This is a genomic window from Salmonella sp. K21076, from assembly GCF_039650795.1.
Taxonomy (GTDB): Bacteria; Pseudomonadota; Gammaproteobacteria; order Enterobacterales; family Enterobacteriaceae; genus Salmonella; species Salmonella enterica.
On the sequence record NZ_JBCLYA010000051.1, the window covers coordinates 74352 to 88442 of the forward strand.

At 52.9% G+C, this 14091-nt stretch carries 13 protein-coding genes; 8 read left to right on the forward strand and 5 right to left on the reverse strand.

Going from position 1 to position 14091, the window contains the following annotated elements; all coding sequences use genetic code 11:
- Positions 1-254 precede the first annotated feature (254 nt).
- The 5 genes from bglX (at position 255) to AAYN39_RS21135 (ending at position 6479) form a co-directional block, all read left to right on the forward strand.
- Positions 255-2552, forward strand: coding sequence for a beta-glucosidase BglX (bglX, locus tag AAYN39_RS21115; protein WP_000871556.1), 2298 nt, complete (start codon positions 255-257; stop codon positions 2550-2552).
- Positions 2553-2733: 181 nt separating this feature from the next.
- A complete protein-coding gene (locus AAYN39_RS21120) occupies positions 2734-3651 on the forward strand; it encodes an ABC transporter substrate-binding protein (RefSeq protein ID WP_000155871.1) in 918 nt (305 codons plus the stop codon).
- Between the two features lie 3 nt (positions 3652-3654).
- Complete coding sequence (locus AAYN39_RS21125; RefSeq protein WP_001278102.1) at positions 3655-4824, forward strand: ABC transporter permease; 1170 nt, start codon at positions 3655-3657, stop codon at positions 4822-4824.
- Positions 4817-5764: an ABC transporter ATP-binding protein gene (locus AAYN39_RS21130; RefSeq protein WP_000569166.1), complete on the forward strand. Its 948-nt coding sequence runs from the start codon at positions 4817-4819 to the stop codon at positions 5762-5764. Before AAYN39_RS21125 ends, AAYN39_RS21130 begins: the two co-directional genes overlap by 8 nt.
- Entirely contained in the window at positions 5748-6479 is a 732-nt protein-coding gene (locus tag AAYN39_RS21135; RefSeq protein ID WP_000824854.1) for an ABC transporter permease, read from the forward strand. Before AAYN39_RS21130 ends, AAYN39_RS21135 begins: the two co-directional genes overlap by 17 nt.
- On the opposite strand, the gene AAYN39_RS21140 is transcribed toward AAYN39_RS21135, so the two are convergent.
- Positions 6460-6567 carry a protein YohO gene (locus AAYN39_RS21140; RefSeq protein ID WP_001261696.1) on the reverse strand — a complete coding sequence of 36 codons (108 nt, stop codon included), beginning with the start codon at positions 6565-6567 and terminating at the stop codon, positions 6460-6462. The genes AAYN39_RS21135 and AAYN39_RS21140 overlap by 20 nt on opposite strands.
- Before the next feature lie 59 nt (positions 6568-6626).
- Complete coding sequence (gene mlrA / locus AAYN39_RS21145) at positions 6627-7358, reverse strand: HTH-type transcriptional regulator MlrA (RefSeq protein ID WP_001240415.1); 732 nt, start codon at positions 7356-7358, stop codon at positions 6627-6629.
- A 222-nt stretch (positions 7359-7580) separates the two neighbouring features.
- On the opposite strand from mlrA, the gene AAYN39_RS21150 reads away from it, so the two are divergent.
- Genes AAYN39_RS21150 through AAYN39_RS21160 form a run of 3 tightly spaced genes read left to right on the forward strand, consistent with a single transcriptional unit; the run spans position 7581 to position 10496 of the window.
- Complete coding sequence (locus tag AAYN39_RS21150; protein ID WP_000272853.1) at positions 7581-9266, forward strand: sensor histidine kinase; 1686 nt, start codon at positions 7581-7583, stop codon at positions 9264-9266.
- Positions 9263-9982, forward strand: coding sequence for a two-component system response regulator BtsR (gene btsR / locus AAYN39_RS21155; RefSeq protein WP_000598632.1), 720 nt, complete (start codon positions 9263-9265; stop codon positions 9980-9982). Before AAYN39_RS21150 ends, btsR begins: the two co-directional genes overlap by 4 nt.
- Before the next feature lie 46 nt (positions 9983-10028).
- Positions 10029-10496 carry a DUF1456 family protein gene (locus AAYN39_RS21160; RefSeq protein ID WP_000950413.1) on the forward strand — a complete coding sequence of 156 codons (468 nt, stop codon included), beginning with the start codon at positions 10029-10031 and terminating at the stop codon, positions 10494-10496.
- Between the two features lie 56 nt (positions 10497-10552).
- On the opposite strand, the gene AAYN39_RS21165 is transcribed toward AAYN39_RS21160, so the two are convergent.
- From AAYN39_RS21165 to metG, 3 genes are all read right to left on the reverse strand, one after another.
- The gene (locus AAYN39_RS21165; protein ID WP_001197951.1) at positions 10553-11083 is read right to left on the reverse strand and encodes a YehR family lipoprotein; all 531 of its coding nucleotides are present in this window, start codon (positions 11081-11083) and stop codon (positions 10553-10555) included.
- A gap of 171 nt (positions 11084-11254) precedes the next feature.
- On the reverse strand, positions 11255-11713 hold the full coding sequence (locus AAYN39_RS21170; protein WP_000703137.1) for a YehR family lipoprotein: 459 nt from the start codon (positions 11711-11713) through the stop codon (positions 11255-11257).
- 240 nt (positions 11714-11953) lie between these two features.
- Entirely contained in the window at positions 11954-13987 is a 2034-nt protein-coding gene (gene metG / locus AAYN39_RS21175; protein ID WP_000195338.1) for a methionine--tRNA ligase, read from the reverse strand.
- Positions 13988-14091: the final 104 nt, after the last annotated feature.

Consider the following 14091-nt stretch of genomic DNA (forward strand, 5'->3'; position numbering starts at 1 on the left):
GTGGTGGGACAAAATATCAGCGTTAAGCATAGCGCTTTGTATGACAATACGCTTTCTCATTCAAATTGTTTCTGTGTTGGTGGTATTCATTTGCCGCCTTGATACCATTTGCTGGCGGTTGCGTATTCGACTGTGCGGAAAATTAGGAGAATAACCTTCGCTTTCTTCTCCTCTCGCGTTTAGGCTTATGGCAAACTGCGGTTTTTATTCTGTTTTTACCGCCTCGTCGGGATAAAGATAAAGAGAGACTCAACATGAAATGGTTATGTTCAGTAGGTGTTGCTGTGAGTCTGGCGATGCAGCCAGCATTGGCGGAAAACCTGTTTGGCAATCACCCGCTGACGCCCGAAGCGCGCGACGCGTTCGTCACGGATTTACTCAAGAAAATGACTGTCGATGAAAAAATTGGTCAGTTACGTCTGATTAGCGTCGGCCCTGATAACCCGAAAGAAGCGATTCGCGAGATGATCAAAGACGGGCAGGTAGGGGCGATTTTCAATACCGTCACCCGCCAGGATATCCGTCAAATGCAGGATCAGGTGATGGCATTGAGCCGCCTGAAAATTCCTCTCTTTTTTGCTTATGACGTGGTACACGGCCAGCGAACCGTCTTCCCGATAAGCCTCGGTCTGGCTTCTTCTTTTAATCTGGATGCGGTAAGAACCGTAGGACGCGTATCGGCGTATGAAGCGGCGGACGACGGTCTGAATATGACTTGGGCGCCGATGGTGGATGTCTCCCGCGATCCGCGTTGGGGACGCGCCTCCGAAGGCTTTGGCGAAGATACATATTTAACCTCCATCATGGGCGAAACCATGGTGAAAGCGATGCAGGGCAAAAGCCCGGCGGACCGCTATTCGGTGATGACCAGCGTGAAACATTTTGCCGCCTATGGCGCCGTTGAAGGCGGTAAAGAATACAACACCGTGGATATGAGTTCCCAGCGTCTGTTTAATGACTACATGCCGCCGTACAAAGCGGGGCTGGATGCGGGGAGCGGCGCGGTGATGGTGGCGCTGAACTCGCTGAACGGCACGCCTGCGACGTCAGATTCCTGGCTATTGAAAGATGTCCTGCGCGATGAGTGGGGCTTTAAGGGAATTACCGTTTCCGACCACGGCGCTATTAAAGAACTGATTAAACACGGTACCGCGGCCGACCCGGAAGATGCGGTGCGCGTGGCGCTAAAGGCAGGGGTGGATATGAGCATGGCGGATGAGTATTACAGCAAATATCTGCCGGGTCTGATTAAGTCGGGCAAAGTGACGATGGCGGAACTGGACGACGCGACGCGCCATGTGCTCAACGTAAAATATGACATGGGATTGTTTAACGACCCCTATAGCCATCTGGGACCGAAAGAGAGCGACCCGGTGGACACCAATGCCGAAAGCCGCCTGCATCGTAAAGAGGCACGGGAAGTGGCGCGGGAAAGTGTGGTTCTGCTGAAAAACCGGCTGGAAACGCTGCCGCTGAAAAAATCGGGCACCATTGCCGTTGTTGGGCCGCTGGCCGACAGTCAACGTGATGTAATGGGAAGCTGGTCTGCTGCTGGGGTCGCGAATCAGTCAGTGACGGTGCTGGCGGGTATTCAAAATGCCGTCGGTGACGGGGCGAAGATCCTCTATGCCAAAGGGGCGAATATCACTAACGATAAAGATATCGTCGATTTCTTAAACCTGTATGAAGAGGCGGTGAAAATCGATCCGCGCTCACCGCAGGCGATGATTGATGAGGCGGTGCAGGCGGCGAAACAGGCCGATGTAGTGGTCGCAGTGGTAGGCGAGTCGCAGGGGATGGCGCATGAAGCCTCCAGTCGTACCAATATCACCATTCCGCAGAGTCAGCGCGACTTAATCACCGCTCTGAAAGCCACCGGTAAGCCGCTGGTACTGGTATTAATGAACGGCAGACCGCTGGCGCTGGTAAAAGAAGATCAACAAGCCGATGCGATTCTGGAGACCTGGTTTGCCGGGACGGAAGGCGGCAACGCCATTGCCGATGTGCTGTTTGGCGATTACAACCCGTCAGGCAAACTGCCGATCTCCTTCCCGCGTTCGGTGGGACAAATTCCGGTCTATTATAGCCATCTCAATACGGGACGCCCGTATAATCCTGAAAAGCCAAACAAATACACCTCACGCTATTTTGACGAAGCGAATGGCCCGCTCTATCCGTTTGGTTACGGTCTGAGCTACACCACATTTACGGTGTCTGACGTCACGCTCTCCTCACCGACAATGCAACGCGACGGCAAAGTCACGGCCAGCGTAGAGGTCACGAATACCGGTAAACGCGAAGGGGAAACGGTCATCCAGATGTACTTACAGGATGTCACGGCGTCGATGAGCCGCCCGGTGAAGCAATTAAAAGGCTTTGAAAAAATCACCCTCAAGCCCGGCGAACGTAAAACCGTGAGTTTCCCGATTGATATCGAGGCGTTGAAGTTCTGGAATCAGCAGATGAAATATGACGCGGAACCCGGCAAGTTCAACGTCTTTATCGGCGTGGATTCCGCTCGCGTTAAACAAGGATCGTTCGAGCTACTGTAAGCCTGCCGTCAACAGGGCGCGATAGCAGCGCCCTGTCTGGCAATGACTTTTTCTGTCCCCCCCTTTTATTGCCTGCCACGTCACTTAAACTGCCGGAAAATCCCAGGTTAAACGCAGACTTTTCAACTATGCTTTTTTCTCAAGTTTCTGAAAAAGGCCGTAAAAGGATGAGGAAAGCATCATGACGATCTCAAAGCTATGGGTAAGTTCGCTGGCGTTGCTGGCGACGGTGAGTTTACCTCTACAGGCGGCATCGCCCGTGACGGTCGGGTCAAAGATTGATACCGAAGGCGCACTGCTCGGCAACATGATTTTGCAGGTACTGGAAAGCCACGGCGTTAAAACGGTCAATAAAATTCAGCTCGGGACGACGCCAGTCGTTCGTGGCGCGATTACCGCCGGAGAGCTGGATATCTATCCGGAATACACCGGTAACGGGGCGTTCTTTTTTAAAGATGAAAACGATCCGGCATGGAAAAATGCAAAGCAAGGCTTTGAGAAAGTCAAAAAACTGGATGCGGAGCAGAATAAGCTGGTCTGGTTGACGCCTGCGCCGGCCAACAACACCTGGACCATCGCGATACGTCAGGACATCGCGGAAAAAAATAAACTCTCCTCGCTTGCCGATCTCAGCCGTTATCTGAAAGAGGGCGGCACTTTTAAACTGGCGGCGTCTGCGGAATTTATCGAACGGTCGGATGCGCTGCCGGCATTTGAAAAAGCCTATGATTTTACCTTGAATCAGAACCAGCTCTTGTCGCTGGCGGGCGGCGATACGGCGGTCACGATCAAAGCCGCCGCGCAACAAACATCCGGTGTTAACGCCGCGATGGCGTATGGCACCGACGGCCCGGTCGCCGCGCTGGGTCTGCAAACCCTGAGCGACCCGAAAGGCGTCCAGCCTATCTATGCCCCCGCGCCGGTAGTGCGTGAATCGGTGTTACAGGCCTATCCGCAGATAGCCGATTGGCTGCAGCCCGTTTTCGCCAGCCTTGATGAGAAAACGCTGCAACAGTTGAACGCCAGAATCGCCGTAGAAGGGCTGGATGCGAAAAAAGTCGCCGCAGATTACCTCCGACAAAAAGGGTGGGTGAAGTAATCTGTGAGTGACGCTGCCAAAAAAATTACGGTTAATCGTGTGCTGTTGCTGTTGGTTGTTCTGGCCCTGCTTGCTGTCGCGCTGCCTTTCATTAATTACGCCCCGAATCGTCTGGTGAGCGGCGAGGGGCGCCAGTTATGGGAGATCTGGCCGGCGACCATCTGGATGCTGACTGGCGCGGGATGCGCGCTGTTTACGCTGTGCTTTGTGCCCGGTAAACGCGGTAGCGTACTGACGCTGATGATGGCGCAGACGCTTTTTATTGTCATGCTGTGGGGAGTCGGCAGGGCGGCGACCCAGTTGGCGCAGGAGGGCAGTCCGCTGGCGCGTACCAGTCTGGGAAGTGGATTGTGGCTGGGCCTCGGTCTGATGCTGCTGGCCTGTAGCGATGCGATCCGCCGTATTACCGTTGGGCCGCTGTGGCGCTGGTTGCTGCACGCGCAAATTGTCATTGTCCCGCTGGCGCTGCTGTTTTCAGGCACGTTCGACAACCTCTCGCTTCTGAAAGAGTATACCAACCGCCAGGATGTTTTCGATGCCGCGCTGGTGCAACATTTAATGTTACTGGCGGGCACGGTGCTGCCGGCGCTGGCGATCGGACTACCGTTGGGCGTCTGGTGTTATTTTTCCGCCTCACGCCAGGGGCCGGTGTTTACCGTACTGAATGTGATCCAGACTATTCCTTCCGTCGCGCTGTTTGGCCTGCTGATCGCGCCGTTGGCCGGGCTGGTGAAACAGTTTCCGTGGCTTGCCGAATTCGGCGTCGCGGGAACCGGCATGACGCCTGCGCTGATAGCGCTGGTGCTCTATGCGTTATTGCCGCTGGTGCGCGGCGTGGTCGCCGGGCTCAATCAGGTGCCACGCGATGTGCTGGAGAGCGCAAGAGCAATGGGAATGAGTAGCGGCCAGCGCTTCAGGCATGTGCAACTGCCGCTGGCGCTGCCGGTCTTTTTACGTAGCCTGCGGGTAGTAATGGTCCAGACAGTGGGAATGGCCGTCGCCGCCGCGCTGATTGGCGCGGGAGGTTTCGGCGCGCTGGTGTTTCAGGGGCTATTGAGCAGCGCCATTGATTTAGTCCTGTTGGGCGTCATTCCGGTGATTGCGCTGGCGGTAGTGATCGACGCGCTGTTTGATTTATGGATCGCGTTTTTGAAGGGAGCAACCGATGATTGAATTTAACCATGTCAGTAAAACCTTCGGCGATCAACAGGCTGTTAGCGACCTCAATTTGCACTTTAGCGAAGGCAGCTTTTCGGTGTTAATTGGCACCTCCGGTTCGGGAAAATCGACCACTCTGAAGATGATTAACCGGCTGGTAGAGCATGATAGCGGAACGATCCGTTTTGCCGGTGAAGAGATCCGCAGCCTGCCGGTGCTTGAACTGCGCCGTCGCATGGGCTATGCCATTCAGTCTATCGGCCTTTTTCCCCACTGGACGGTGGCGCAAAATATCGCCACCGTACCGCAACTACAAAAGTGGTCGCGTGCGCGGATTAACGATCGTATTGATGAACTGATGGCATTATTGGGTCTGGAAAGCGCGCTGCGCGATCGCTATCCGCATCAGCTTTCCGGCGGGCAACAGCAGCGGGTCGGCGTTGCGCGGGCGCTGGCTGCCGATCCGCAGGTATTGCTGATGGACGAGCCTTTCGGCGCGCTTGATCCGGTAACGCGCGGCGCATTGCAGCAGGAGATGACCCGCATTCATCAGCTACTGGGGCGCACCATCGTACTGGTGACGCACGACATCGACGAGGCGCTACGCCTCGCCGACCATCTGGTGCTGATGGACGGGGGCCACGTTATCCAACAGGGATCGCCACTTTCTATGCTGACCTCGCCGGAAAATGATTTCGTGCAGGCATTTTTTGGCCGCAGCGAGCTGGGCGTAAGGCTGCTTTCGTTACGTAGCGTAGGCGATTATGTACGTCGGCATGAACAGCTCAGCGGCGACGCGCTGGTGGAAGAGATGACGCTACGCGATGCGCTATCGATGTTTGTCGCCCGTCGGTGCGACGTCCTGCCGGTGGCGAATCAGCAGGGCGAGCCCTGCGGTACGCTCCATTTCCGCGATCTGCTTTCGGAGACGTCCCCCCGTGAAACGACTGTGTGATCCGCTTCTCTGGCTTATTGTTCTGTTCTTGCTTCTGCTGTTTGGATTGCCTTATAGCCAGCCGTTCTTCGCCGCGCTGTTTCCCGATTTACCGCGCCCGGTCTACCAACAGGAGAGTTTTGCCGCCCTCGCGCTCGCCCATTTCTGGTTGGTGGGCATCTCAAGTTTGTTTGCCGTCGTGGTGGGCGTCGGCGCAGGGATTGCGGTCACGCGAGAAAGTGGGAAAGAGTTTCGTCCCCTAGTGGAGACTATCGCCGCCGTCGGGCAGACCTTTCCGCCGGTCGCGGTACTGGCGATCGCGGTACCCGTCATGGGTTTTGGTCAGCAACCGGCCATTATCGCCTTGATCCTGTATGGGGTGTTGCCCATCCTGCAGGCGACCCTGGCCGGGCTGGGCGCGGTGCCTGCCAGCGTGATGAGCGTTGCCAGCGGTATGGGAATGAGCCGTCGCCAACAGTTGTATCAGGTTGAGCTGCCGCTGGCCGCGCCGGTGATTCTGGCGGGCATCCGAACCTCGGTGATTATCAATATTGGTACGGCGACCATCGCTTCAACGGTGGGGGCCAGTACGTTAGGCACGCCGATCATTATCGGGCTTAGCGGCTTTAATACGGCCTATGTTATCCAGGGGGCGCTGCTGGTGGCGCTGGCGGCGATCATTATCGATCGCCTGTTTGAAAGGCTGACGCGCGCGCTTACCCGGCACGCAAAATAAAACTGTAACCTGCCAGCATCACGCCGCCGATACCGCCAATAGCCATCAGCAGGAAAAGGGCGATCACCCCGATTTTCGCTACGCGCATTATGTACTCCTTATGTTAATAAAAGGAGTATACATTAAAGCGAATTTGTTAGCTGCTGTTTAAACGCCAAGGGGATGAATGTCGTGTCCCTGGGCGCGCCATGCCAGGAGTTGCTGCTGCTGCGCCAGCGTCTGGTGTTCTCCGCACCATACCAGTAACGTCTTGCCGTCAAAAAGTTCCGGGCGGAACTGGCTAAGCGAATGCGCCAACACGTCGATTCGCCATCCCTGTTGGCTGGCGACCCAACCTTCCAGCCACAGGCGGGTGGTATCATGGATATTCCAGCCGATCACCAACGCATCTTTTCCCTGTTTCTTACGCGCAGACGCCAGGCAGAGCGCAATATAGTTGATCAGGATACCGTCAAGAATGCCGAGCAGCGCCTGAAGGGCGGGTTGTTGGCACTGTAATCGTCGCCGCAGTGGGACGAACAGGTTAGTGGTCAATGTTTGGGCAGGATAATCCTGACCGCGTTCTTTGACCCATAACCGTAAACTGTGCAGATTACTGCTTTGCAGGTAGTGCAGCAGGATCTCCTGCTGTTCGCGCCAGCCGTTAGGTTGTTCGCTACTGTCGCTACTGAGCAGCACTTTGACTTTGCTGACCTGGACGCCGTTATCTATCCAGCGCTTGATTTCGCGGATTCTGTCGATATCGGCATCGTTAAACAGACGATGACCGCCATCCGTTCGCTGTGGTTTTAAAAGTCCATAACGTCTCTGCCACGCGCGCAACGTGACAGGATTGATATCACAAAGCAAAGCCACTTCACCAATTGTGTAAAGCGCCATCGTTTCACCCTTGCTCGCGAGGTCCCGGTTTAACTTTAGACGCTCTTTTAGGAACCAGGAAGTTTTGCCTGTTTTTTATGCATTAAAACGCGAAGTAGCGGGTTGCGGCGCGGCGTTTAAGTGATCGTATTCACGAATTCATATTTTTATGCAACAGTTCAAAGAAAGTTAATCGTACTCAATGTATGTTACGCGCTTTTAATTGAAGTGTGGTTTGCGGGTATGTACGAGTTTAATCTGGTGTTGCTGCTGCTTCAGCAGATGTGCGTGTTTCTGGTCATTGCGTGGCTAATGAGTAAAACGCGCCTGTTCATCCCGCTTATGCAGGTCACGGTTCGTCTGCCGCACAAGCTTCTGTGTTATGTCACGTTTTCTATCTTCTGCATTATGGGCACTTATTTTGGGCTACATATCGAAGATTCGATTGCCAATACCCGCGCGATTGGCGCGGTGATGGGCGGCCTACTCGGCGGGCCGGTCGTCGGCGGGCTGGTCGGTCTGACCGGTGGGTTACATCGGTATTCTATGGGCGGCATGACGGCGCTGAGCTGTATGATTTCCACCATCGTCGAAGGGCTGCTGGGCGGGTTGGTACACAGCGTTCTCATACGTCGCGGACGCCCGGACAAAGTGTTTAGCCCGCTGACGGCGGGAGCAATTACGTGTGTTGCCGAACTGGTGCAGATGCTGATCATTTTACTGATAGCCAGGCCGTTTGACGATGCCCTGCATCTGGTCAGTAATATTGCCGCGCCGATGATGGTGACGAATACCGTTGGCGCCGCGCTGTTTATGCGTATTTTGCTCGATAAGCGCGCCATGTTCGAAAAATATACTTCGGCATTTTCTGTTACCGCGCTGAAGGTCGCCGCGTCAACGGAGGGGATTCTGCGTCAGGGATTTAACGAAGTGAACAGTATGAAGGTGGCGCAGGTGTTATATCAGGAGCTGGATATTGGCGCCGTCGCCATCACCGATCGCGAAAAACTGCTGGCTTTTACTGGTATTGGCGACGATCACCATCTACCGGGCAAACCCATTTCATCAGGTTATACGCTGAAAGCAATTGAAACCGGAGAGGTGGTTTATGCCGATGGCAACGAAGTGCCGTATCGCTGTTCGCTACACCCGCAGTGTAAACTCGGCTCGACGCTGGTGATCCCGCTGCGTGGCGAAAATCAGCGAGTCATGGGCACCATTAAATTGTACGAAGCGAAAAACCGACTGTTCAGCTCAATTAACCGTACTCTGGGGGAGGGTATTGCGCAGCTTTTATCCGCGCAGATCCTGGCCGGGCAGTATGAACGGCAGAAGGCGTTGCTGACGCAGTCAGAGATCAAGCTGTTGCACGCGCAGGTGAATCCGCATTTTCTGTTTAATGCGCTCAATACCATTAAAGCGGTGATTCGCCGCGACAGCGAACAGGCCAGCCAACTGGTGCAGTACTTGTCGACCTTTTTTCGCAAAAATTTAAAACGCCCGTCGGAAATCGTCACGCTGGCGGATGAAATTGAACACGTGAACGCTTACCTGCAAATTGAAAAAGCGCGTTTTCAGTCGCGTCTGCAGGTACAGCTTGATGTTCCATCGACGCTTTCACGTCAGAAATTGCCTGCGTTTACATTACAGCCGATTGTTGAGAACGCCATTAAACATGGCACGTCGCAACTGCTTGATACCGGCAACGTCGCTATTCGCGCCCGGCGCGAAGGGCAGCATTTGATGTTAGATATTGAAGATAATGCGGGACTGTATCAGCCTTCCGCCGGCAGTAGCGGGCTGGGGATGAGTCTGGTGGATAAACGTCTGCGCGAACACTTTGGCGATGATTATGGTATTAGCGTGGCCTGCGAGCCGGACTGTTTTACCCGAATTACATTACGACTTCCACTGGAGGAGGACGCATGATTAAAGTGCTGATTGTGGATGATGAGCCGTTAGCGCGGGAAAATCTGCGGATTTTGCTCCAGGGGCAGGATGACATTGAGATTGTGGGAGAGTGCGCGAACGCGGTAGAAGCGATTGGCGCGGTACATAAGTTGCGACCTGATGTGCTGTTTCTGGATATTCAGATGCCGCGTATCAGTGGACTGGAGATAGTAGGAATGCTTGATCCGGAACACCGCCCGTATATCGTTTTTTTAACCGCGTTTGACGAATACGCCATCAAAGCCTTTGAAGAACACGCTTTTGATTATCTGCTCAAGCCGATAGAGGAGAAACGGCTGGAAAAAACGTTACATCGTCTGCGTCAGGAGCGCAGTAAACAGGATGTTTCGTTGTTGCCGGAAAACCAGCAGGCGCTTAAATTCATTCCCTGTACCGGACACAGCCGGATCTATTTGTTGCAAATGGATGATGTCGCCTTTGTCAGTAGCCGTATGAGCGGCGTTTATGTGACCAGCAGTGAAGGGAAAGAGGGGTTTACCGAGCTGACGCTGCGCACGCTGGAAAGCCGGACGCCGCTACTGCGTTGTCATCGTCAGTTTCTGGTGAATATGGCCCATTTGCAGGAAATTCGGCTGGAGGATAATGGGCAGGCAGAGCTGATTTTACGCAACGGCCTGACGGTGCCGGTAAGCCGTCGCTATCTGAAAAGTTTAAAAGAGGCGATTGGCCTGTAAAAGACTGTTAGAATATCGTTTTGCCATAGAAACGACCGAAGGCCTCATGCTGAGTAACGATATTCTGCGTAGCGTGCGCTACATTTTAAAAGCTAATAATACCGATCTGGCGCGTATCCTGGCGCTGGGTAACGTTGATGCTACGCCGGAGCAGATAGCAATCTGGTTGCGCAAAGAAGAGGAAGAGGGGTTTCAGCGTTGCCCGGATATCGTGTTGTCCTCATTTCTCAATGGCCTCATTTATGAAAAACGCGGCAAAGATGAGGCGGCGCCTGCATTGACGGCGGAACGTCGTATCAACAACAATATTGTGCTGAAAAAGCTGCGTATTGCCTTTTCGCTAAAAACAGATGATATCCTGGCGATACTTACCGGTCAGTTGTTTCGTGTCTCAATGCCAGAGATCACCGCGATGATGCGCGCGCCGGACCATAAGAACTTCCGCGAATGCGGCGATCAGTTTATGCGTTATTTTCTGCGCGGTCTGGCGGCCCGTGAACACGCGGCGAAGTAATTCTGCGGTATTGTTCCCGGCAGCGTCCTGTCTGACCGGGAAAACGCATTATTATACTAATTGATTCTATGATACCCGCTCTCTTCCAACAGTTTCTGCGAGCGAATCATTGACAGATAGTACGCGGAACAGTTGTCAATTGATGATCCTGGCAATTTACAGAGGTCGCTTATTTTTGCCTGGGTAAAATCAATATCCACATATTCCGTAGCATAGCTATCATAATAGTCGATTCGTTCAGTCAAACCCGGCATACCCTGATAAGCTTCGCCGACTTGACTCAGCATTTTTTGTGCTTCTTCTTTATTATTGGCTTTCAGGGTCTTATAAAGTAGTTTATGTTCAGATATTTGACGTAAAACGATATCCCCTTTGTAGTAATAGGTTAACTTGATTTCAATACCGTTGAGATTACCTACATAGCGTTGTGTTTCCTCTGACTCTTTGCTAGCGGCTATCTTCTTGATAAACGCTGTCATGTTATTTTGCTTTCCCTGGAGAGTATCGTTTTTCTGATCGCAGCCAGTTATGCTAACCGATAGAGAGAGCGCGAATAGTGGCAGTGCCATAAGACGTAGAACCTGCATAACAATTCCTTGTCGTTAAGTATTGGTGTGGCCAGGAATTCAGGGATTATAGGCTTTGGCGAGGGGACTTACAGCGAGGCTGTCTTTTTTCGGAATTCATAAAGAAAAGACGCTGCCGAAGCAGCGCCCTGAGCGACTTTACCAGTCGATGCAATACATTATGCCTGCCAGTTATTTCGCTTCTTTAAAACCAGCAGCTTCCAGCAGCGTCTGGGTTTGTTTCATGCTGATACCTTTGCTGGTATCGCCGGACACCATCGTCCCTGAGATTTGCTGTAACGCTTTAAAGTCCACTTTTTCCATATCCACAGAGACGTTTTCCTGGGCATAGGTATCTTCATAGGTTAATTTTTCTTCCACTCCGGCGATATTTTTATATTTCGCGCTCAGCGGATCGAGAATTTTGGCGGCATCTTCTTTCGTTTTAGCGCCTACAGTGGCATAGCTGATTTTACTTTCAGACGTCTGCTTAATGATTTTGTCACCTTTATAGGTGTAAGTAATTGAAATTTCTGTCCCCGCCAGGTTTGCGTTAAAGGTCTTTGATTCTTCTTTATCGCCACAGCCAGCAAGAGAGAACACCAGTACGGAAGCCAAAGCCGCGGACAATAACTTGCCAGAAATTTTCATCTAAAACTCCATTTTATATAATGATTGGGTTTTTAAAATAATTTCAATGAATTAATTTAACCCAGTAATAGCAATGTATCAGGGAGAGATAGAATATGACTTTTAGCCGTTATTTAGCAGTCCGGATATGGAGTCTTAACGCTATTGCTTATTAAGGAAAAAGTTAAAACACGCGGATGGGGTGATATGCCAGTCAGGATTAAGCGGTTAAAAAAGCCGGAGCATGCTCCGGCTTGTTGCTTATTTCACCTGTTGGCCAGGCTTCGCGCCGTCATCAGGGCTTAACAGGAAGATATCTTTCCCGCCAGGTCCTGCGGCCATCACCATTCCCTCGGAGACGCCAAAGCGCATTTTGCGCGGCGCGAGGTTGGCGACCATTACCGTCTGGCGGCCGATCAGCGCCTGCGGGTCCGGGTAGGCGGAACGAATGCCGGAGAAGACGTTACGCTTCTCGCCGCCCAGATCCAGCGTCAGACGCAGCAATTTGTCAGAACCATCTACGAACTCAGCGTTTTCAATCAATGCTACGCGCAGGTCAATTTTGGCGAAATCGTCAAAGGTGATGGTTTCCTGAATCGGGAAGTCGGCTAACGGGCCGGTAACCGGCGCGGCTGCGGCTTTCACCTCTTCTTTAGACGCTTCAACCAGCGCTTCAACTTGCTTCATGTCGATGCGATTGTAGAGCGCCTTAAAGGTGTTGACCTTGTGACTGAGCAGCGGCTGTTCGATGGCATCCCAGTTCAGTTCGCTGTTCAGGAAGGCTTCAACGCGTTCAGAAAGCGTCGGCAGTACCGGTTTCAGATACGTCATCAGCACGCGGAACAGGTTGATGCCCATCGAGCAAATGGCCTGCAGGTCAGCGTCGCGGCCTTCCTGTTTAGCCACCACCCACGGCGCTTGCTCGTCAACATAACGGTTAGCGACGTCGGCCAGCGCCATAATCTCACGGATAGCTTTACCGAATTCACGGCTTTCCCATGCTTCGCCAATCACCGCAGCGGCGTCAGTAAAGGTTTTGTACAATTGCGGATCGGCCAGTTCAGCCGCCAGCACGCCGTCGAAACGCTTATTGATAAAACCGGCGTTACGGGATGCCAGGTTGACTACTTTATTGACGATATCGGCATTGACGCGCTGGACAAAGTCTTCCAGGTTCAGGTCGATGTCATCAATGCGTGAAGAAAGCTTCGCGGTGTAGTAGTAGCGCAGGCTGTCGGCGTCAAAGTGTTTCAGCCAGGTGCTGGCCTTAATAAAGGTGCCGCGAGACTTAGACATCTTCGCGCCGTTCACCGTCACGTAACCGTGAACGAACAGGTTGGTCGGCTTACGGAAGTGGCTGCCTTCCAGCATGGCAGGCCAGAACAGGCTGTGGAAATAGACGATGTCTTTGCCGATAAAGTGATACAGCTCGGCGTCGGAGTCTTTTTTCCAGTACTCATCAAAACTGGTCGTGTCACCGCGCTTATCGCACAGATTTTTGAAGGAGCCCATATAGCCAATCGGCGCGTCCAGCCAGACGTAGAAATATTTGCCCGGCGCGTTCGGGATTTCGAAACCAAAATACGGCGCGTCGCGGGAAATGTCCCACTGCTGGAGGCCGGATTCAAACCACTCCTGCATTTTGTTCGCCACCTGCTCCTGCAGCGCGCCGCTGCGGGTCCACGCCTGCAACATTTCGCTGAATGACGGCAGGTCAAAGAAAAAGTGCTCGGAGTCACGCATTACCGGCGTCGCGCCGGACACCACGGATTTCGGCTCGATAAGTTCGGTCGGGCTGTAAGTTGCGCCGCAGACTTCACAGTTATCGCCGTACTGGTCCGCGGATTTACATTTCGGGCAGGTGCCTTTCACAAATCGATCCGGCAGGAACATGCCTTTTTCCGGATCGTAGAGTTGAGAGATGGTGCGGTTCTTAATAAAACCGTTCTCTTTCAGGCGCGTATAAATCAGCTCGGACAGCTCGCGATTCTCGTCGCTGTGCGTTGAGTGGTAGTTGTCGTAGCTAATATTAAAACCGGCGAAATCGGTCTGGTGCTCCTGGCTCATTTCACCGATCATTTGCTCCGGTGTAATACCAAGCTGCTGCGCTTTCAGCATGATCGGCGTGCCATGAGCGTCATCGGCACAGATGAAGTTAACCTCATGGCCGCGCATTCGCTGGTAACGGACCCAGACATCAGCCTGGATGTGCTCCAGCATATGGCCGAGGTGGATAGAGCCGTTGGCGTACGGCAGCGCGCACGTTACCAGAATTTTCTTCGCGACTTGAGTCATAGTGGGTATTACTTCTTCTGTTGTAAAAAAGGGCTTTGATAGTACCAAAATGGTAATTACTGCGCCAATCGATAAGGGCATTTATCCGTAAATGAATAATTGTT

Excerpts from the sequence above, each read along its gene's own strand:
- AAYN39_RS21150 (WP_000272853.1), top strand. The coding sequence starts at position 7,581 with ATGTACGAGTTTAATCTGGTGTTGCTGCTGCTTCAGCAGATGTGCGTG.
- btsR (WP_000598632.1), top strand. The coding sequence starts at position 9,263 with ATGATTAAAGTGCTGATTGTGGATGATGAGCCGTTAGCGCGGGAAAAT.
- AAYN39_RS21120 (WP_000155871.1), top strand. The coding sequence starts at position 2,734 with ATGACGATCTCAAAGCTATGGGTAAGTTCGCTGGCGTTGCTGGCGACG.
- AAYN39_RS21165 (WP_001197951.1), bottom strand. The coding sequence starts at position 11,083 with ATGCAGGTTCTACGTCTTATGGCACTGCCACTATTCGCGCTCTCTCTA.
- metG (WP_000195338.1), bottom strand. The coding sequence starts at position 13,987 with ATGACTCAAGTCGCGAAGAAAATTCTGGTAACGTGCGCGCTGCCGTAC.
- AAYN39_RS21160 (WP_000950413.1), top strand. The coding sequence starts at position 10,029 with ATGCTGAGTAACGATATTCTGCGTAGCGTGCGCTACATTTTAAAAGCT.
- AAYN39_RS21170 (WP_000703137.1), bottom strand. The coding sequence starts at position 11,713 with ATGAAAATTTCTGGCAAGTTATTGTCCGCGGCTTTGGCTTCCGTACTG.
- AAYN39_RS21140 (WP_001261696.1), bottom strand. The coding sequence starts at position 6,567 with ATGCGCGTAGCGAAAATCGGGGTGATCGCCCTTTTCCTGCTGATGGCT.
- mlrA (WP_001240415.1), bottom strand. The coding sequence starts at position 7,358 with ATGGCGCTTTACACAATTGGTGAAGTGGCTTTGCTTTGTGATATCAAT.
- AAYN39_RS21130 (WP_000569166.1), top strand. The coding sequence starts at position 4,817 with ATGATTGAATTTAACCATGTCAGTAAAACCTTCGGCGATCAACAGGCT.
- bglX (WP_000871556.1), top strand. The coding sequence starts at position 255 with ATGAAATGGTTATGTTCAGTAGGTGTTGCTGTGAGTCTGGCGATGCAG.